The organism is Flavobacterium saccharophilum (assembly GCF_900142735.1).
Lineage (GTDB): Bacteria > Bacteroidota > Bacteroidia > Flavobacteriales > Flavobacteriaceae > Flavobacterium > Flavobacterium saccharophilum.
In genome coordinates, this window is record NZ_FRBY01000001.1 from 821251 (window position 1) to 839665 (window position 18415).

At 32.8% G+C, this 18415-nt stretch carries 16 protein-coding genes and 1 tRNA gene; 11 read left to right on the plus strand and 6 right to left on the minus strand.

The features are described 5' to 3' along the window. The first annotated feature begins 34 nt into the window (after positions 1-34). Entirely contained in the window at positions 35-1171 is a 1137-nt protein-coding gene (locus BUA98_RS03440) for a 1-acyl-sn-glycerol-3-phosphate acyltransferase (RefSeq protein ID WP_072970224.1), read from the plus strand. Continuing rightward, positions 1161-2192, plus strand: coding sequence for an asparaginase (locus tag BUA98_RS03445; RefSeq protein WP_072970225.1), 1032 nt, complete (start codon positions 1161-1163; stop codon positions 2190-2192). Before BUA98_RS03440 ends, BUA98_RS03445 begins: the two co-directional genes overlap by 11 nt. A gap of 431 nt (positions 2193-2623) precedes the next feature. Here the strand turns inward: BUA98_RS03445 and BUA98_RS03450 are convergent, their stop codons facing one another. Then, positions 2624-3865 carry an MFS transporter gene (locus BUA98_RS03450; RefSeq protein ID WP_072970226.1) on the minus strand — a complete coding sequence of 414 codons (1242 nt, stop codon included), beginning with the start codon at positions 3863-3865 and terminating at the stop codon, positions 2624-2626. 91 nt (positions 3866-3956) lie between these two features. Here BUA98_RS03450 and BUA98_RS03455 point away from each other — a divergent pair, with 91 nt between their 5' ends. Together BUA98_RS03455 and BUA98_RS03460 are read left to right on the plus strand one after the other, a co-directional pair. Beyond that, positions 3957-4832, plus strand: a complete 876-nt coding sequence (locus BUA98_RS03455) for a LysR substrate-binding domain-containing protein (protein ID WP_072970227.1) — start codon at positions 3957-3959, stop codon at positions 4830-4832. 60 nt (positions 4833-4892) lie between these two features. Continuing rightward, a tRNA-Ser gene (locus BUA98_RS03460) sits at positions 4893-4979 on the plus strand. A 54-nt stretch (positions 4980-5033) separates the two neighbouring features. On the opposite strand, the gene BUA98_RS03465 is transcribed toward BUA98_RS03460, so the two are convergent. The 4 genes from BUA98_RS03465 to BUA98_RS03480 all read right to left on the minus strand — a co-directional run bounded on the left by BUA98_RS03465 (position 5034) and on the right by BUA98_RS03480 (position 8638). Further along, positions 5034-5540 carry a GNAT family N-acetyltransferase gene (locus tag BUA98_RS03465; protein ID WP_072970228.1) on the minus strand — a complete coding sequence of 169 codons (507 nt, stop codon included), beginning with the start codon at positions 5538-5540 and terminating at the stop codon, positions 5034-5036. 218 nt (positions 5541-5758) lie between these two features. Continuing rightward, positions 5759-6523, minus strand: a complete 765-nt coding sequence (locus tag BUA98_RS03470; protein ID WP_072970229.1) for an SGNH/GDSL hydrolase family protein — start codon at positions 6521-6523, stop codon at positions 5759-5761. Between the two features lie 66 nt (positions 6524-6589). After that, positions 6590-7372 (minus strand): DUF3050 domain-containing protein, encoded by a 783-nt coding sequence (locus BUA98_RS03475; protein ID WP_072970230.1) that lies wholly within the window; start codon positions 7370-7372, stop codon positions 6590-6592. 87 nt (positions 7373-7459) lie between these two features. Further along, positions 7460-8638, minus strand: coding sequence for an acyl-CoA dehydrogenase family protein (locus BUA98_RS03480; protein WP_072970231.1), 1179 nt, complete (start codon positions 8636-8638; stop codon positions 7460-7462). Between the two features lie 164 nt (positions 8639-8802). Between BUA98_RS03480 and BUA98_RS03485 the strand changes: the two genes are divergently transcribed. The 3 genes from BUA98_RS03485 to BUA98_RS03495 all read left to right on the plus strand — a co-directional run bounded on the left by BUA98_RS03485 (position 8803) and on the right by BUA98_RS03495 (position 13269). Continuing rightward, complete coding sequence (locus tag BUA98_RS03485) at positions 8803-10557, plus strand: helix-turn-helix domain-containing protein (protein ID WP_072970232.1); 1755 nt, start codon at positions 8803-8805, stop codon at positions 10555-10557. A gap of 115 nt (positions 10558-10672) precedes the next feature. After that, positions 10673-11938 (plus strand): tetratricopeptide repeat protein, encoded by a 1266-nt coding sequence (locus BUA98_RS03490; protein ID WP_139256989.1) that lies wholly within the window; start codon positions 10673-10675, stop codon positions 11936-11938. Between the two features lie 17 nt (positions 11939-11955). Next, positions 11956-13269: a hypothetical protein gene (locus BUA98_RS03495; protein ID WP_072970234.1), complete on the plus strand. Its 1314-nt coding sequence runs from the start codon at positions 11956-11958 to the stop codon at positions 13267-13269. Positions 13270-13483: 214 nt separating this feature from the next. Here BUA98_RS03495 and BUA98_RS22245 read toward each other — a convergent pair whose 3' ends face one another. Beyond that, on the minus strand, positions 13484-13630 hold the full coding sequence (locus BUA98_RS22245) for an rSAM-modified peptide (RefSeq protein WP_099049338.1): 147 nt from the start codon (positions 13628-13630) through the stop codon (positions 13484-13486). A gap of 259 nt (positions 13631-13889) precedes the next feature. Here BUA98_RS22245 and BUA98_RS03500 point away from each other — a divergent pair, with 259 nt between their 5' ends. The 4 genes from BUA98_RS03500 to BUA98_RS03510 all read left to right on the plus strand — a co-directional run bounded on the left by BUA98_RS03500 (position 13890) and on the right by BUA98_RS03510 (position 18413). Beyond that, a complete protein-coding gene (locus BUA98_RS03500) occupies positions 13890-15446 on the plus strand; it encodes a vitamin K epoxide reductase family protein (protein ID WP_072970235.1) in 1557 nt (518 codons plus the stop codon). 64 nt (positions 15447-15510) lie between these two features. Beyond that, positions 15511-15681 (plus strand): hypothetical protein, encoded by a 171-nt coding sequence (locus BUA98_RS22320; protein WP_159433446.1) that lies wholly within the window; start codon positions 15511-15513, stop codon positions 15679-15681. A 23-nt stretch (positions 15682-15704) separates the two neighbouring features. Continuing rightward, complete coding sequence (locus tag BUA98_RS03505; RefSeq protein WP_072970236.1) at positions 15705-15896, plus strand: hypothetical protein; 192 nt, start codon at positions 15705-15707, stop codon at positions 15894-15896. 324 nt (positions 15897-16220) lie between these two features. After that, the gene (locus BUA98_RS03510; protein ID WP_072970237.1) at positions 16221-18413 is read left to right on the plus strand and encodes a peptidase domain-containing ABC transporter; all 2193 of its coding nucleotides are present in this window, start codon (positions 16221-16223) and stop codon (positions 18411-18413) included. Positions 18414-18415: the final 2 nt, after the last annotated feature.

An 18415-nucleotide genomic window follows, 5' to 3' on the forward strand; every position in this document is an offset into this window, starting at 1 on the left:
TTTGTTCTTTTGCCCACCTAAATAAATATTTATAATGCAGAGATTTGATGCCATTCGACCGTTTTATGATTCAGAAATAAATGAAGCACTTCGTGATGTTGTGAATCATCCGATGATGAAAACCATGATGAACTTTACTTTTCCAGAAGTAGAAGATGAGGTTTGGAAAGAGCAGCTTAAAAAAACACATTCTATTCGTGATTTTCAATGCAACTTTATTTATAATACAATACAAAAGGTTTTAGAGAAAAGTTCTGAAGGCCTTACAACTTCAGGATTCGAGAAACTTGAAAAAAATACTTCTTATTTGTTTATTTCGAATCACAGAGATATTTTATTAGATACTACTTTGCTGAATGTTTGTTTATTCGAACATGGTTTAGTAATGACTGCATCTGCAATTGGAGACAATTTAGTTAAGAAAGCTTTCCTGAGTACTTTGGCAAAACTAAACCGAAACTTTTTGGTTTTACGAGGTTTAACGCCAAGAGAAATGTTGCAGAGTTCTAAATTATTGTCTGAATATATGGGGCAATTGTTGCTTCGTGAAAATCGTTCGGTTTGGATTGCACAACGTGAAGGACGTACGAAAGACGGAAATGACGAAACCAATCCGGGAGTTTTAAAAATGATCGGTATGGGTTCTGACGAAGCCAATTTGATGGATTATTTTAAGAAATTAAAAATCGTTCCGGTTTCAATCTCCTACGAATACGATCCGACAGATGTTCTGAAAATGCCACAATTAATGGCAGAAGCAAAGAACGAAGTTTATATTAAAGAGAAAAATGAGGATTTCATGACCATTTTAAGTGGTATTATGGGAACCAAAAAAAGAATACATATTTCAGTTGGAGATGTTTTAGATACTGAAATCGATCAGATTGTTGCAGAGAATGACAATGCAAACAAACAAATTCAGGCTTTGGCACAAGTTATTGATGATTCTATTTTGAAGAGTTACCGATTATGGCCAACAAATTATATAGCTTACGATATTTTAAACGAAACAGATAAATTTTCTCATTTGTACAGAGAAAGTGAAAAATCACTTTTTTTACGTCGTTTAGAAATGCGTATCGGAAGCGATAATCCTGTTACAAGACAAGGATTTCTTTGTATGTATGCGAATCCTGTAGTCAATAAATTAAAATACCAGGATGTCATCTAAAGCTAAAATACTTTTAGTTTATACCGGAGGAACCATCGGTATGAGCAAGGATTTTGAAACCGGTGCACTCAAAGCGTTTAACTTTGGGAAATTATTGCAAAAGATCCCGGAAATCAAACAATTAGATTGTGAAATTGAAACTGTTTCTTTTGAACACCCAATAGATTCGTCGAACATGAATCCGGAAATGTGGACCAAAATTGCCACAATTATTGAGCAAAATTATGATGCTTTTGATGGATTTGTAGTGCTTCACGGATCCGATACTATGTCCTATTCAGCTTCAGCATTGAGTTTTATGCTGGAGAATTTAACAAAACCAGTTGTCTTTACAGGTTCTCAATTGCCAATTGGAGATTTGAGAACGGATGCAAAAGAAAACCTGATCACCGCAATTCAGATTGCTTCACTTCAGGAAAACGGAAAACCGGTTATTACAGAAGTTTGTCTGTATTTTGAATATAAATTATATCGCGGAAACCGAAGTTCAAAAGTAAATGCAGAACATTTTAAAGCTTTTACAGCGCCAAATTATCCTGAATTGGTAGAATCTGGCGTTCATCTTAAATTAAACAGACATTTATTTCTTCCAGTAAAGGAAGATGCTAAATTGATTGTGCACAAGAATTTAGACAATCATGTAGCCATTATAAAAATGTTTCCCGGAATGAGCGAAGTTGTTCTGTCTTCAATTCTTGCCATTAAAGATTTAAAAGGAATTGTTCTTGAAACCTATGGTTCAGGAAATGCGCCAACCGAAGATTGGTTTTTGAATTTAATTCAGAAAGCCATTCAATCTGGTTTGCATATTGTAAATGTTACACAATGTTCAGGAGGAAGTGTAAATATGGGACAATACGAAACCAGTACCGCCTTAAAATCTCTGGGTGTTATTTCAGGAAAAGACATTACTACAGAAGCTGCAATTACAAAATTGATGTATTTGCTAGGACATAATATTCAGCAGGAAAATTTCAAAAAGATTTTTGAAACGGCTTTACGAGGGGAGATTTCGTTATAAAAAGAAAAATTTCAATAAAAAAATTCCAAATTCCAAATCTTAGATCGGATCATTTTAGTTTAAGTCTAAAAGTGAATTGATCTAGTTTGTCATTCCGAAGAATGAGGAATCACCGCAAGCAGCTCCGTTCCTAATAACCAATCTTTGTCGAGTTTCTCGCGAGGATTTCTCCTCCGTCGAAATGACATATTCTGCGGTCACTTTATAAATATACTATTAGTAATTGAGAGATTTTCGTGTAGTTTGTCATTCCGAAGAATGAGGAATCCCCGCGAGTAGCTCCGTTCCTAATTGCTGATCTTTGTAGAGTTTCTTGCGGGGATTTGCTACGCCAGTCGCTATCGCTCGAGTCTCCTGCGTGGAAATGAAATACTTTGAGGTTACGATAAATATTTATTGGAATTTCCCTTCCAAAGATTGGAATTTGGAATTTAATTTTTGGAATTTCTATAGGTTACCGTACAAGTCTCCAATTCTTCCTCAGAACTATGTCTCTTATAATAAACATACACAATCACTGAAATAATACAAATTATCCCCTGAATTGCAACCGTTTCTCGTGTTCCAATAATATGCGAAACATACCCAATTATCAAACTTCCAACAGGAATCATTCCCTGATACGCCATTAGATAATAACTGATACTTCTTGAACGCATTTTTACAGTACTTTGCGTTTGTACATAAATATTTATCGATGAAGTTTGCGCCATCATTCCAATACCGCTTAAAGCCATGCAAATAAGCGCCACAGTTAAACTATTTGAATAGGCAAGTATAATGACACTAAAACCTAATAATAGACTCGCAGCGATCATTATTTTGTTCATATTGTCGGCTTTTTTAAGATTTGCTAAATATATTGCAGATAAGATGGATCCAATTCCGGCGGCACTTTCAAACCAGCTGAAAGTTTGGGCGTTTCCACTAAAAATATCTTTGGCAAAAACCGGCATCAAAGTATTGAAAGAAATTACGAATAAACTGCTAACCATTAGCATCAGCAGCATTTTTGCCATATCAGTTTCTTTTTTGACGTAATCAAGACCTTCAATAAAATCATCCCACATTTTCAATTTGTCAGTTGCTTTAATGTGCGGTGTGATTTTCATCATTAACAAAGAGATCAAAACGGGAATATAACTTAAGAAGTTTCCAATAAAACAAATGTCTTCTCCGTATTGGTGCAAAATAATTCCTGCTAAGGCTGGGCCTGCAATTCGGGCGAAATTATTTAAGGTGGAGTTAAGAGCGACTGCGTTTGGTAAATCTTCTTTATCATTGACAATATCAATCATCATGGTTTGTCTGCAAGTCATATCAAAGGAGTTAATAATTCCCTGAAAAAGGCTCAAAGCCAGAATAAAGTTGATGTTGTATATTTTTAGATAAATCAGCAAAGCCAAAGCCCCAGCCTGAAACATTGCCAAAGACTGCAACAGGATCATACTTTTGTGTCTGTCGTAACGCCCGATGATACTTCCTGCAATTGGTGCCAAAAATAAAGACGGAATCATGCTTAAAAAAGTAGCTAATCCTAATAAAAAAACGGAGCCTGTAACGCTGTAAACCATCCAACTTACAGCTGTTTTTTGAAGCCAGGTTCCGATAACAGAAACCGATTGTCCGTAAAAGAACAATTTGAAGTTTTTTGATTTTAGCGCTTTAAACATAACTCTTATTATTTTTTTACAAAGTTCGGGATTATGATTTCATTAGAAAAATTAATAATTTTACTGATAACAAGTATTAAAACTTATCAATATGGAAATCTATCAATTGGAATACTTTATTAAAACAGCTGCCGTTTTGCATTTTACCAAAGCGGCCGAATTGTGTTTTGTAACCCAATCCGGACTTTCACAGCAAATTAAAAAACTGGAAGAAGAACTCGGAATGCCTTTGTTTGTAAGGATTGGAAAGAAAGTGCAGCTTACTGAAGCCGGATCTGTTTTTTTAATTCATGCCAAACAAATTATAGAAAATGTCCAAAGCGGTAAACAGGCTATTGATGATTTAAACCAAATGATTGGTGGAGAATTGCGAATTGGAGTAACTTATATTTTCGGGCTTTTGGTTTTGCCAATCGTCGATTTGTTTGCCAAAACTTACCCACATTTAAAAATTGTTGTTGAATATGGCACAACAGAACCTTTGGAACAAAAACTATTGAATAACGAATTAGATTTGGTTTTGGTTATTTCCTCTAATGAAATTGAACTTCCGTTTCAAAAAGTGCCATTGTTTACTTCAAAGTTGGTTTTGGCCGTTTCAAAAACGCATCCGTTAGCTGTTTTAGATAAAATTTCCTTTAAGAAAATAGAAGATCTTCCGCTTATTTTACCTGTAAAAGGATTTAATTCGAGAGAATTTCTTGATGAATTGTTCTTGAAAAACAATATGAAGCCCACCGTTTCAATAGAATTAAATGCAGTTCATGCTTTATTGCGATTAGTGGGTGATAGTGATTATTGGGCGACAATTGTGACCGAGAAGGCCCTAAAAGGCTGGGATAACATCAAAGCGATAAATATTACAGGAGTCGCAACACAAAGAGATTCGTTTATGTTAACGATAGAAGGAGCGTACCAAAAAAAAGCAGTAAAATTGTTTATGGAAGAATTCAGAAAAAGTATGTAAACTAATTTTTGATTTTGTTTTTGTAACTCAGTTTTTTTTGTGTTCTTTGCAGACCAATAAAGAGAGGTGTCCGAGTGGTTTAAGGAGCTAGCCTGGAAAGCTAGTATATGGGTAACTGTATCGAGGGTTCGAATCCCTTCCTCTCTGCAAGAAGAAAATCCCTTATGAAAATTCATAAGGGATTTTTGCTTTTAGAAATTATTATAGTTTAATTTCAAACAAACTAAAAGAACCTTCTTTGTAATGTTCAGGTAGTTCTTTTGTCCATTCGATAGTGCTAATTCCTTTGTAATCGAAACCACAGCTTGAGTAATATTTATTTATTCTTTCGTTACCGCTATGAGTGTCAAGTCTGATGTATTGTTTATCATTTTCTTTGGCATAAATTTTAGCCCATTCTATGATTTTTTTGACATAGGATTGTCCTCTGAATTTTGGATTTGTTGCAATACGATGTAAGTATATTGCAGGGTCTTTGGCGGCTTCTTTCCAAATAACCAAATCATTAAAGGTAATGACAAATGTACAGGCGACTTCATTTCCTTCTTTGATAATAAAATGGCTATTTTCCGCTATTTCTTTTTCAATAAGTGCTCTTTCAAAACCTCTCCAACTTTTATTATTGACCGTTTTTTGATAAGAAGTAGCTTCGTTATAGATGTCGAAAACAGCATCGATATCTTCATTTGTAGTTTTGAAAAATTCCATTATTAAAAGGATATTCTATAGATTAATGAATTCTTCAAAGGTAATTTTTTAAATTTCAATCCTCGAAGTTTCGATTTGAAAATCTATAACTTCTTACTTAGCCCCGATAGAAACGACATCCTTTTGTGGTGGTCCCGAAGCCTCGGGACACCACAAAAGATATAGTGGATAGCGGGACGAGTGGTCTTTTGAAAACGGATCTTTTGCTTCTAAAAAAACTAATTCTGTAAAGCCATTTTTACTTGAGGCAGTATACGGTCAACAAACATCTTATAAGCTGTTTCTGAAGGGTGTAATCCATCGGACGCGACTAAATTAGTATTGCTTAAGCCTTGTCTGGTGATATCAGTAATAGAGATGAAAGTTATGCCTTTACTTAGGCAGTAAGTCTCAGCGAAAGCATTGTATTGATCTATCTCATTTGAAATTTTCATTCGGTTTTCATAACTATAATTAGCTGCAAAAGGAGTGTAGGCATAATCTGGAATGGAGAGTACAATTACATTGTTTTTATCGCCTTTAGCGAGAGAGATAGCCTTGTTTAATAATTGTGGAAATTCTTTTTCGTACACTGAAAAATCCATGTGCTGATATTGATTATTAACGCCAATTAACAACGTAACCAAATCATAATTTGATTCTGGATTTTGAGTATTTATTGCTGAAATTAAATTAGTAGTTGTCCAGCCTGTAGTGGCAATTATTTTTAAAGAAAAATTACTTTGCGGGTAAATTGCATTTAAGTTCGATTTTAGCTGTTCAGGATATCGGCAGGTTTCGCAAACACTTTGTCCAATGGTATAACTGTCGCCTAATGCTAAATAATTGATTGAACCTGAGATTGGAGTAGTTGGAACCTGTGTAGTGGGAGGTTTAACTGGAGGAGGAGTAACAGCATTGCCTGAACCTGATTCTTCAGCACTACAGCTTAATAAAAAGATGGAAAGTATAACGATAACTATTTGTTTGAAATGTGGTTTCATAATTTGAATAAATTAGATTCTGAGTCATTCTAAACAAATATTTACGTTAAATGTATTGATTTGGTTTTATACCATTTCTGCTTTCATAACGATTTCTTCTTCAATGGCGTTCCAAAGTCCGATTCGTTTTTCTAAGGCAAGAATCGAAATTTCTTCGACTTCCTTCCATTTTTGAGCATCATCTTCGCATAAATCTGTGATCATCTGCATTGCCATTGGTCCGTGTTCATCTGCATCCAGTTCTATGTGTCTTTCAAAATAATAAAGCAATTTGCTTAGATCCGTTTCTGGAAGATTTTTTTGAAAGTTTTTTAAGATTGCAGTAAACATACTCGGAATTAGATCCTCTCTTCCAAAAGTAAAAGCAGCAGCAATTTCATGCGGTTTTCCTTGTTCGATAACTCTAAAAGTAAAATCTAAAAAGGCTTTTACATCAGGATGTAGCGAGCTTTGTTTTATGGCGACAAAAATATTATGCAGCGAATGTACTTCTGATAAAAACTTATTGATTCCAGTAGTGTCAGCACCACAATCTTCCATGGCTTCAAGATACATTTCGTAATGACTTTGTCTTCTTCCGTCAATCGTCAAATCTGTTTCTTCTGCAAGAACAATTTCGTTGATTAAATATCTTGTTTCAGGGTTTTTTGTAGCAAACCAAGGTGTTGTTGTGCAGGTAAGTTTGGCTTGTAAAGCTTTTAATAATGACATAAAATCCCAAACGGCAAATACGTGATTTTCTAAGAAAATATGTAAATCGTCAATACTTTGGATTTTGTTGTATAAAGAATGTTGTAAAAGTTGTTCTTTTTGAGGTTGAATGCTATTGTTTATAGTTTCAATATTCATTTTTGGAATTTTTGTGCAAAGATAAAAAGCTTCTTGGTTAGAAGAAGCTTTTAGTATTGTTTTTGTATATATTTTAATAAACGTTTACTATTTAAATGCTGGAATTCCAGTTACATCCATTCCGGTAATCAATAAATGAATGTCGTGAGTGCCTTCATAAGTAATAACACTTTCAAGGTTCATCATGTGTCGCATAATCGAATATTCACCGGTAATTCCCATTCCGCCTAACATTTGTCTGGCTTCACGTGCAATATGAATGGCCATATCGACATTATTACGTTTTGCCATCGAAATCTGAGCAGTTGTCGCTTTTCCTTCGTTTCTCAAAACACCTAAACGCCATGTTAATAATTGTGCTTTGGTGATTTCGGTGATCATTTCGGCTAGCTTTTTCTGTTGCAATTGTGTTCCTCCAATTGGTTTTCCAAATTGAATTCTTTCTTTAGCATAACGCAAAGCAGTATCGTAACAATCCATAGCAGCTCCAATTGCTCCCCATGCAATACCGTATCGGGCAGAATCTAAACAGCCAAGAGGTGCTCCTAATCCTGATTTGTTTGGTAATAGATTTTCTTTTGGAACTTTCACATTATCAAAAATCAATTCTCCGGTTGATGACGCACGAAGCGACCATTTATTATGTGTTTCGGGAGTTGTAAAGCCTTCCATGCCACGTTCAACGATTAAACCGTGAATTCTTCCTGTTTCATCTTTAGCCCAAACAATGGCAATATCAGCAAACGGAGCATTTGAAATCCACATTTTGGCACCATTTAAAAGATAATGATCTCCCATATCTTTAAAATTAGTAATCATACTTCCGGGATCAGAACCGTGGTCAGGCTCTGTTAAACCGAAACAGCCCATGAATTCTCCTGTTGCTAGTTTTGGTAGATATTTCATTCGCTGTTCTTCGTTTCCATATTTCCAAATAGGATACATCACCAAAGACGATTGCACTGATGAAGTCGATCGTACACCAGAATCACCGCGCTCTATTTCCTGCATAATCAAACCATATGAAATCTGGTCTAATCCTGCACCACCATATTCATGTGGAATATAGGGCCCGAATCCACCAATTTCCCCAAGTCCTTTTATAATTTGTTTAGGAAATTCGGCCTTTTGAGCGTACTCTTCTATAATTGGAGAAACTTCTCTTTTAACCCATGCACGTGCAGATTCGCGAACTAATTTGTGCTCGTCTGTTAATAGATCGTCAAGGTTGTAATAATCTGGAGCTTGAAATAAATCTGGTTTCATTTTTGATAGTTTTACTAAAACAAATTTACGTAATAAAAATATAACAAAACAGCGTTGAATTGTTATATTTTTTTAATTTCGTAACAAAATTAACAACAAAGTAGCAAATTAATTTTAGTTTATTGAAAATTTAAGCGTTATTTTTGAAATCCAAAAACACATAAATGAGGCTAATCATCTCTTTTCTACTACTTTTTGTTCTTAATGTTGGTTTTGCTCAGAAAAAACAAATTAGTGAACAGGAATATTTACGATTGCAAGATAAAATTCGACTTCATTTTAATGCAAATGTCGACAGTGCACTTGTATATGCCTACCAAATGGAGAAGTCGGATAACAATAAACACCTAGCCTTTGCAAATAGTGTCATGACCTTTTTCTTTCAAAAAAAAGGTAATATAAAGGAATCACAAAAAAGATACAAAGCAGCATTTTATTATCTGGAAAAAATGCCAGAATCTCGCGATAAAACACTCATGAAATCGTATGTCTATAATTATGCTGGCATAGTAGAGTATTGGAGAGGTGATTATAGTAAAGCGCTCGGACGTTATCAAACGGCTTTAAAGTTTTCTACTGAAATAGATGATATTAAGCAAATTATTAAGATTAACGGAAATATCGCTATACTGAATGAGGCTGTAGGTAACTACCAGCTATCTATAAAAAATCTAAAAAAGCTTATTACATTTATTGATGCAAAGGAAGGTGCCTTTACTAAAATAGAATTGTTGAATCATAAAAGTAATTATAATCGTGCCTTAGGTAGTGCGTATGAAAGTTACTTCATGAAGAATTTAACTAAAAAATATTTGCTTGACTCTGCAGAATACTATTACAAGAAAACAATCAATTATTCTCAAAATTTCGCTGAAAATAAAATTTCTGCCCAATTGAGTTTGGGAAATGTGTACAGTTGGAAAAATGATTTTAAGAATGCTGAAAAGACGTATTATGATGTTATCTTTTTAGCACAACAAAATAATTCGACCACTACGCTGTGTGTAGCAAATTATAATTTAGGCGATATTTATTATTCGACTAAAAAATATGATAAGGCACTGATCTTTTTTAAAAAATGCGATTCGCTGGCATTATTATCAAAAGATAATACGATTGATTATTTGAAATCTAATTTTTACCAGGCCAAAATCTATAATATTCTTAAAAAACCTGATTTAGCTTATAAGCATTCTAAAATCTATTTGGATAATTATGAGCAATACGAAGCAAAAATAAGTGAGGAAGCTTTAGAAGTAAATTACAAACAGGGAGTTGATGATTTGGCAGTTGAAATGGTTTCTATTGAAGAAAAATATAAAAATGAAGTCTTTTTAAATAGAGGACTTAAAGTCTTTTATGTTTTAATGTTTATAGGAATTGTCTTTTTATTAATAAAAAACATTAGAGATAAAAATAAAGCCCATAAAAAGATGAATGCTTTAATTGAAGAATTTAAAGCAAACATTGAGAAGAAAAACAATCCTGAATTTGAAGTATTAGAAAAAGAAGATGCAATACTCGAACAAGAAGAAATTCATCTCAAAAAGGAGAATGTCAATTTAAGTATTGATGAAGCAAAAGAGAATAAAATAGTTGAAAAATTATTGGCACTTGAAAATAAATTAGAATATTTGAATGCCGATTTTACATTGCCTTATGTCGCAAAAAAAATAAAAACAAATACAACTTATTTATCTTATGTAGTAAATAAAAGATTTGGTAAATCTTTTGGTGAATATTCCAATGAATTAAAAATTAACTACGTAATCAACGAGATGATTACCAATCACATGTATAGAAAATACTCTACACAGGCTATTGCAGAAAGTGTAGGTTTTAAAAATGCGGTTTCATTTGCAAAATCTTTCCGTAAAAGAACAGGTGTGTCTCCGGCTCAATTTGCCAGTAATATTTAGTTTCCTAATGTTTCCTATTGCCTCGATCTTTTCAAAAACAATTTCACCAAGACTTATTATCTTTTTGTCGCTCTTCTTTGTTTTCAACCCAGCATTTGCTCAACAGAAAAATACATTGATTGAGGATGATTATGAAACATTAAAGGGTAAAATCCGATTATACTTTAATTCATCAGTTGATCGCTCCCTAATGTATGCTGAACAAATGGCGAAATCCACCAATTACAAGCATTTGGCCTTCGCAAATGGTGCTATGACTGTTTTATATCAGTCAAAAGGTAATATAAAACAATCCCAAAAAAAATATAAAGCGGCTCTTTATTATCTGGAAAAAATGCCAGAATCCCATGATAAGATACAGATGAAATCGTATGTTTATAATTACGGGGCTATAGCACAGTTTATTAGAGGAAATTATAGTGAAGCTTTTGAAAATTACCAGAAAAGTTTAAAATTTTCAACCCAAATAGGTGACATCAAACAAATAATTAAGATTAAGGCTAATATTGCATTAGTTCATGAGGCAGTAGGTAATTATCAGTTAAGTATTAAAAATCTAAAATATCTGAATGATTTTGTAGATCAGAAGGAAGGTTTTTTTACCAAAGAGGAAATGTTAAATTACAAAAGCAATAATAGTCGTGGTTTAGGTACTGCTTATGAAGGTTACTTTATGAAAAATTTAAGTAAGAGATATTTGCTTGATTCTGCAGAATATTATTATAAAAGAACAGTTAAATATTCTCAAAATTTTATTGAAAATACAGTTTCTGCAAAATTGAGTTTAGGAAATGTCTATGGCTGGAAAAACGATTTTAAGAATGCAGAAAAAATGTACTACGAGGTTGCTTTTTTAGCGAAACAAAATAATTTATTGGGAATATTGGGTACTGCTAACTATAACTTGGCAGACATATACTATACAACCAAAAATTATGACAAAGCGCTTGTCTTTTATAAAAAGTCAGATTCAATTTCAATGATTTCAGGTAATACTCTTGACTACTTAAAATCTAATTATTATCAGGCCAAAATTTATGCACTACTTAAACAGCCTTATTTAGCGTATCAACATTCTAAAATTTATTTGGCTAATTATGAGAAATACGAAACGAAAATAAGTAAAGAAGCTTTAGAAGTAAACTATAAACAGGGAGTTAATAATCTGACGGCTGAAATGCTCTCGCTAGAAAAAGAATATAAAAAGGATCTTTTTTTGAATAGGGTTCTTACTGTTTTATGTGTGCTTTTATTTTTAGGAATATCATTTCTTTTGATAAGAAATGTAAGGGCAAAAAATAAGGCCCGGAAAAATATGGTTGTCTTAATTGCGAAATCTAAAACGAAAAAGGTGGAATTGAGTAATAAAATAGAAGTTTAATTCTCAAAATAAATTTTATGAACCGAATTTATTGTTTCCTATTCTTTTTTGTCCTTACTGCTACATTTTCTCAACAGAAAAACACAGTCATTGAAGACGATTACGAAACTTTGAAAGATAAGATCCGTCTTTACTTTAACTCCTCTGTTGATCGTTCTCTAGTCTATGCTGAGCAAATGGCAAAATCTAGTAATTATGAACATTTGGCTTTTGCAAATGGTGCAATGGCTAGTATATTACAATTAAAAGGTGAAACAGATAAATCTAAAGAAAAATACAAGTTGGCACTTGGTTATTTAGCTAAAATACCTGACTCTAAAGAAAAAAAACGTGTTACAGCTGACGTATATAATTATGGAGGATTAGCAGAATGGTACAGAGGAAATCATGGTGCTGCATTGGAAATATTTCAATCTGGAATTAAAGTTTCTTCTCAAATAAGAGATATTAAACAAATAATAAAATTTAAGGCAAATATCGCATTGCTCAATGAATCTGTTGGGAATTACAAATTAGCAATCAAAAACGACCGAGAAATCATTGACTTTGTAGATAAAAATGAAAATCTGTTTACCAGTGCAGAACTTTTAAACAGAAGAAGTAATGTATATCTTGGTTTAGGAAGTGCTTATGAATCGTATTATATAGATAAACGAAGAATAAAACTATTAGATTCTTCTGAATATTTTTATAAAAAGGCAATAAAATATTCTGGAAACTTTCCTTATATCGAAGCAACTTCTAGATTAAGTTTAGGAAATATTGCGAGTTGGAGAAAAGATTACAAAAGCGCAGAGAGAATATATTTTGAGGTTGTAAATCTGGCGCTAAAAAATGAACAGTTTGATTTATTAAGCTCTGCTTATTATAATCTAGGGGATCTTTTTCAATCAAATGGAGAATACTACAAAGCATTGCCTTTTTTAAAAAAAACGGATTCACTTCAGGTTTTATACCATTCAAATGAAATCTCTTATTTAAGATCTAATTACTATCAGGCAAGAATTTATAATAAGCTGAATATGCCTGAACTTGCTCATAAGCATTCCAGAATTTATTTGGATCTTTTTGATAAACTTGAAGGGAAATTGAATGAAGAAAGAGTAAAAGTAAATTATAAGCAAGGAGAAGATAATCTTAAAGCCGAAATGCTCTCTATTGAGAAAAAATATAAAGAAGACTCCCTTTTGAATAGAATGCTAAATGTGTTTTATGTGATTTTATTTCTTGGGATTGTCTTTTTGCTGATTAAAAATAGTAGAGATAAAAAGAAATCCCAGAAAAAAATGATTGCATTAATTTCTGATGTTTCGAAAAAAAATAAAAAATAAGAATCAGTCTATTGCTAAAATTATCTCAGTAAAACAAGAGCTTATTTTTAAGAAATGTTCTAAGAAGAACGGAATGAAATAAAAATAATCTAATGTTTTTATAAAATAATATTGCAAAGTATACTTGAAAGTTCAGTATACTTTGCAATATTATTTTTTATTATGATTTACATTGATTTGTTTCTTTAGAGCTTTAGCTCCATCAGGGAATTTATTAACTAACTCCTCCCTTACCATCTTTTCCAGGATCAACCGCTGGTGGTGGTGTAGGTACATCATCTCCTCCTCGAACCATTTTTTGTTGGTTTTTAGATAATTTTTCTGCCTGAAAATCTTCGAATTTTAATTTCATATTTGCCATCTTATTGTGTGTTAGAATTATTGTATATCAAAACTAGACAAAAAGGAAAACGCTTCATCGAGAATAGGTTTTTGCAAGTTTTTGCGAAACACTTTGTTTGATAATTAATTGATAATCAAATGATTAAATCTTTAATTCAGACTGATATAATTTATAAATTGTATGTAGTATAATTGATAAAATGTGTGCCTTCAGCGTTTTATTTTGGATAAAAACACTAATCTTTGTACTGTAATTATGATTTTAAACGATCCGAAAGATGTTAAAACTTGTCCAAAAATTTCTACAGATAAATAGATACTCAGAGATAAAAAATGAGTTTAAGGATTTGTTTCTTTCTCATCCAAATTATCCAAGTCTATTTGCGATAACAGATTCGTTAGATCTTTTATCTATAGAGAACGCAGCAATAAGAGTTCCGAAAGAACAGATAGTAGATTTGCCAGCAAATTTTTTAGCTTATTTTCAGGATGAACTTATATTAGTAGAAAAAGCCAAAAATGATGTTCGTGTTACAACCGAAAAAAAGGGACCTTATAAAATGGCTTACGAAAAATTCCTTTTAGATTGGAATGGCGTAATTGTAGCGATCGAACCAAATAATGTAATCGCAAGAGAAAATTTGAAAGTAGAATATAATTGGTTAAAATATTCTCTGCCTTTTCTTCTTTTAGTTGGCTTGTCGTTTTTTTATAATACATATAGTTGGTTTAGTCTTGCTTTTTTAGCAACCTCTATATTCGGTCTTGTTGTGAGCATACTTATTGTACAGGAGAAATTAGGTTTTAAAAATACAATGATCTCAAAATTTTGCAATCTGAGTTCAAATTCTTCATGTAATTCTGTTATTAATGCTAATGAAGGAACCGAAAACAAATTGCTTAATTTTTCAGACTTACCACTTATTTTTTTCGGTGCAAGTTTGATCGCAATTTTAGTAAAGCCTTTTGATTCGGCAATATTTATAGGGTTTTTAAGTTTACTCGCTATCCCTGTCATAGTATCCTCTATTTGGATTCAAAAATTTGAAATTCAAAAATGGTGCGTAATGTGTCTGGTAGTATCGTTCTTAATTTTTACGCAAAGTGCAATATGGTTTGCATCAGATTTTTTCACACTGACTTTTGCATTTGAAAGCATGTTTCCTTTCTTATTTTCTTTGGCTCTTCTTTTACCAATGTGGCTTATTGCAAAACCAATGATAAAAAGCATGCTGAAAAGTGATAACTCACTTAAAGAGTTGAAAAAATTCAAAAGAAATTATTCATTATTAAACTTCCTGTCTAGAAAAGTAATAAACACAAACGGATTTGATGATCTAAGAGGATTGAACTTTGGTAACAGAAACGCAGCAGTAAAACTCTCTGTGATTATAAGCCCAAGTTGTGGTTTATGTAACACCACATTCCAGGAAGCATTTGAATTGGTTTTAAAATTTCCGGATAGAATATTTCTAAAAGTACTGTTTAATATCAACCCGGAAAACACAGATAATCCATATAAAGCGGTTGTAGAAAGACTATTGACAATAAACAGATCTACACCGGGAAAAACGGTTGAAGCTATTTCAGACTGGCATATTAAAAAGATGAGTCTTAAAAAATGGCTTAAAAAATGGCATGTTGAGTCAGTGAGCATGATGATTAATCAGGAGATTAATAAACAATATGAGTGGTGTTCGAAAAATAATTTTAATTATACACCGGTTAAAATTGTAAATGAGAAGTTGTTTCCGAACGAATACGAGCTAAACGAGCTGAAATATTTTCTAAACGATTATGTAGAAGATGTCGAAATTCTCGAGAAAATTGCCTAACAGGAGAAAAGCAGACAGAATCTTCAAATGTCTTAAAACGATTGAAGCCTAAAACTTAGAACTTATGCTAAAGAATATTTTAAACCTTGAAGGAACGCAGGAATTAACAGCAAATGAGCAAAAAATGATTATTGCTAATAATGTAAAAGAAGTATCTCCAAGATGCGAGGCCTGGATTAGTGAAGAAGATTGTACATCATATTCTGACAGAAGAGAGTTGTGGCAATTAAATTGATTAAAAATTAAAACATAACAGCCATGTTAAAGAAAATTTTAAATCTAAAAAATGCTCAGCATATAAGTAAAAGTGAGCAAAAGACAATAAAAGGAGGAATTCCTGAATGTTGGATTTATGCGATAGAAGCGGGATGTGTTTTAGTTCCAGTTGGTGAACCGTGCCCCATAGATAAAATGCCGGGCATTTGCGATACAAGTCGCCTTTGCTGTTGATTTTAAATTTTATACAAGCAATAATATAAAGCCTTATCAGAAATTTAGTCATGTTTTTTTTTGAATTTGTAGGCGCTCGATCGTGGAACATTGAGCAAATATCCCAACATTGATGATTGGTGTCGGGATTCTCAGGAAATTGGTCGCTGTGTTAATTTTATTTGGTTAGGGTTAGCCAGTGCCATGTCCTAGAGAAAAAGTTGTATTGCTAATTTTTTATTTTTTAGATACTTAACAGAGTAGATTTATTTCTTCTCTGTTTTTTTTTACTGTTAAATCAAAAAATATAATGTTAAATTGCTACTGAAAAAAATAATTTAGAAATTGAAAAAATTTACCCATTTTAAACAAGCTGATATTAAAGATTGTGGTCCAACATGTTTGAAAATTATTGCCAAACATTACGGTAAAACGATCAATATTCAGGATTTGCGAGATATTAGCGAGACAACTCGTGAGGGGAGTAATTTGCTGTTTTTAAGCGATGCCGCAGAAAAAATTGGCTTTAGGACTTTAGGGGTAAAGTTAAATTTAGAAAGACTAGAAGAGGCGCCTTTGCCTTGTATTCTGCATTGGAATAAAAACCATTATGTTGTTCTTTATAAAATCAAGAAAAATACCTATTACATTTCAGATCCGGCTTTTGGACTCATTGAATACAACAGAGAGGATTTTATAAAATTCTGGATTGGAAATAATGCAGATAACGCGACTAAAGAAGGCATTGCATTGCTGATGGAAGCAGCACCAAAATTCTTTCAGTCTGATTTTGATAAGGAGGAAAATAAAGGATTAGGTTTTAAGTTGTTGTCCCAATATGTATTGCGCTATAAGTCTTTTTTGACGCAGTTAAGTATTGGTTTGGTTGCCAGTAGTTTATTAATGCTTATTTCACCGTTTTTAACCCAAAGTATAGTTGATGTTGGGATACAGAATCAAAATCTTCGTTTCGTCTATTTGATTCTATTTGCACAATTATTTCTTTTTGCCGGAAAAACAGGTTTAGAATTGATCAGAAGCTGGATATTGCTTCATCTGTCTACCCGAATCAATATTTCGCTTATTTCAGATTTCTTTATTAAACTGATGAATTTACCCATTTCTTTTTTTGATGTCCGAATGACAAGCGACATTATGCTGCGGATTAATGATCATCGGCGCATAGAGAGAATCCTGACTACATCGTCTTTAAATGTATTGTTTTCTATGATTAATATGGTTGTTTTGGGCGCAGTTCTGGCCTATTTTAACCTGAAAATTTTCCTTGTGTTTTTTATAGGAAGCTTGTTGTATTTTGGCTGGATTACTTTGTTTTTGAAAAGAAGAGAAGTGCTGGATTATAAACGTTTTGCCGAAGTGTCTCAGGAGCAAAGTAAGGTGATGGAGCTTATAAATGGCATGCAGGAAATCAAACTCCACAATGCCGAAAAACAAAAACGCTGGGGTTGGGAATATGTGCAGGCACGACTTTTCAGGGTTTCAATAAAAGGCCTTATTTTAGAACAAACCCAAACTATAGGATCTTCTTTTATTAATGAATTAAAAAACATTTTCATCATATTTCTTTCGGCTAAATTGGTTATTGATGGTTCAATTACACTCGGAATGATGCTGGCCATTAGCTCTATCGTAGGAAGTTTAAACGGGCCAATAACGCAGCTGATAGAATTTGTAAGGGAATTGCAGGATGCCAAAATATCGTTGGCAAGGTTATCTGAAATTCATGAAAAAGAAGATGAAATACAACAGGAAGTCCATCAGACAAATGAAGTTCCGGTTGATTGTGATATTACGCTGAAAGATGTTTCATATCGCTATTTGGGATCAGATATTCCTGTTTTGAATGATTTGAATTTGGTAATTCCGGCTAATAAAGTAACAGCGATTGTAGGCGTTAGCGGAAGTGGTAAAACAACGTTGATGAAATTGCTTCTTAAGTTTTACGATCCCGAAAAAGGCGAAATAAATATTGGAAATGCCCAGTTAAAAAATATTTCACAAAAAGCCTGGCGATCCAATATTGGGGCAGTAATGCAGGAGGGTTTTATTTTTAGTGATACGATTGCGAATAATATTGCTTTTGGAGTTGATAAAATTGATAAAGAGCGTTTAGTATATGCAGCAGATGTGGCCAATATAAAAGAATACATCAGTGGGTTGCCCTTGGGATACAATACAAAAATTGGAGCAGAAGGAGTAGGAATGAGTACCGGACAAAAACAACGTCTACTTATTGCAAGAGCGGTTTATAAAAATCCGGAAATACTATTTTTTGATGAAGCAACATCGGCTTTGGACGCTAATAATGAAAAAGCAATCATGCAAAAGCTGGATGTATTCTTCAAAAACAAAACAGTGATCGTAATTGCGCATAGATTGAGTACAGTAATAAATGCAGATCAGATTGTGGTTTTAGATAAGGGAAAGATTATCGAAATTGGAAACCATTCAGCATTGGTGGAACAAAAAGGAAATTATTTTGAGTTGGTTAAAAATCAATTGCAGTTAGGAAATTAATT

Coding starts and splice junctions, on each gene's coding strand:
- BUA98_RS03440 (WP_072970224.1), top strand. CDS start 35: ATGCAGAGATTTGATGCCATTCGACCGTTTTATGATTCAGAAATAAAT.
- BUA98_RS03445 (WP_072970225.1), top strand. CDS start 1,161: ATGTCATCTAAAGCTAAAATACTTTTAGTTTATACCGGAGGAACCATC.
- BUA98_RS03450 (WP_072970226.1), bottom strand. CDS start 3,865: ATGTTTAAAGCGCTAAAATCAAAAAACTTCAAATTGTTCTTTTACGGA.
- BUA98_RS03455 (WP_072970227.1), top strand. CDS start 3,957: ATGGAAATCTATCAATTGGAATACTTTATTAAAACAGCTGCCGTTTTG.
- BUA98_RS03465 (WP_072970228.1), bottom strand. CDS start 5,540: ATGGAATTTTTCAAAACTACAAATGAAGATATCGATGCTGTTTTCGAC.
- BUA98_RS03470 (WP_072970229.1), bottom strand. CDS start 6,523: ATGAAACCACATTTCAAACAAATAGTTATCGTTATACTTTCCATCTTT.
- BUA98_RS03475 (WP_072970230.1), bottom strand. CDS start 7,372: ATGAATATTGAAACTATAAACAATAGCATTCAACCTCAAAAAGAACAA.
- BUA98_RS03480 (WP_072970231.1), bottom strand. CDS start 8,638: ATGAAACCAGATTTATTTCAAGCTCCAGATTATTACAACCTTGACGAT.
- BUA98_RS03485 (WP_072970232.1), top strand. CDS start 8,803: ATGAGGCTAATCATCTCTTTTCTACTACTTTTTGTTCTTAATGTTGGT.
- BUA98_RS03495 (WP_072970234.1), top strand. CDS start 11,956: ATGAACCGAATTTATTGTTTCCTATTCTTTTTTGTCCTTACTGCTACA.
- BUA98_RS22245 (WP_099049338.1), bottom strand. CDS start 13,630: ATGGCAAATATGAAATTAAAATTCGAAGATTTTCAGGCAGAAAAATTA.
- BUA98_RS03500 (WP_072970235.1), top strand. CDS start 13,890: ATGTTAAAACTTGTCCAAAAATTTCTACAGATAAATAGATACTCAGAG.
- BUA98_RS22320 (WP_159433446.1), top strand. CDS start 15,511: ATGCTAAAGAATATTTTAAACCTTGAAGGAACGCAGGAATTAACAGCA.
- BUA98_RS03505 (WP_072970236.1), top strand. CDS start 15,705: ATGTTAAAGAAAATTTTAAATCTAAAAAATGCTCAGCATATAAGTAAA.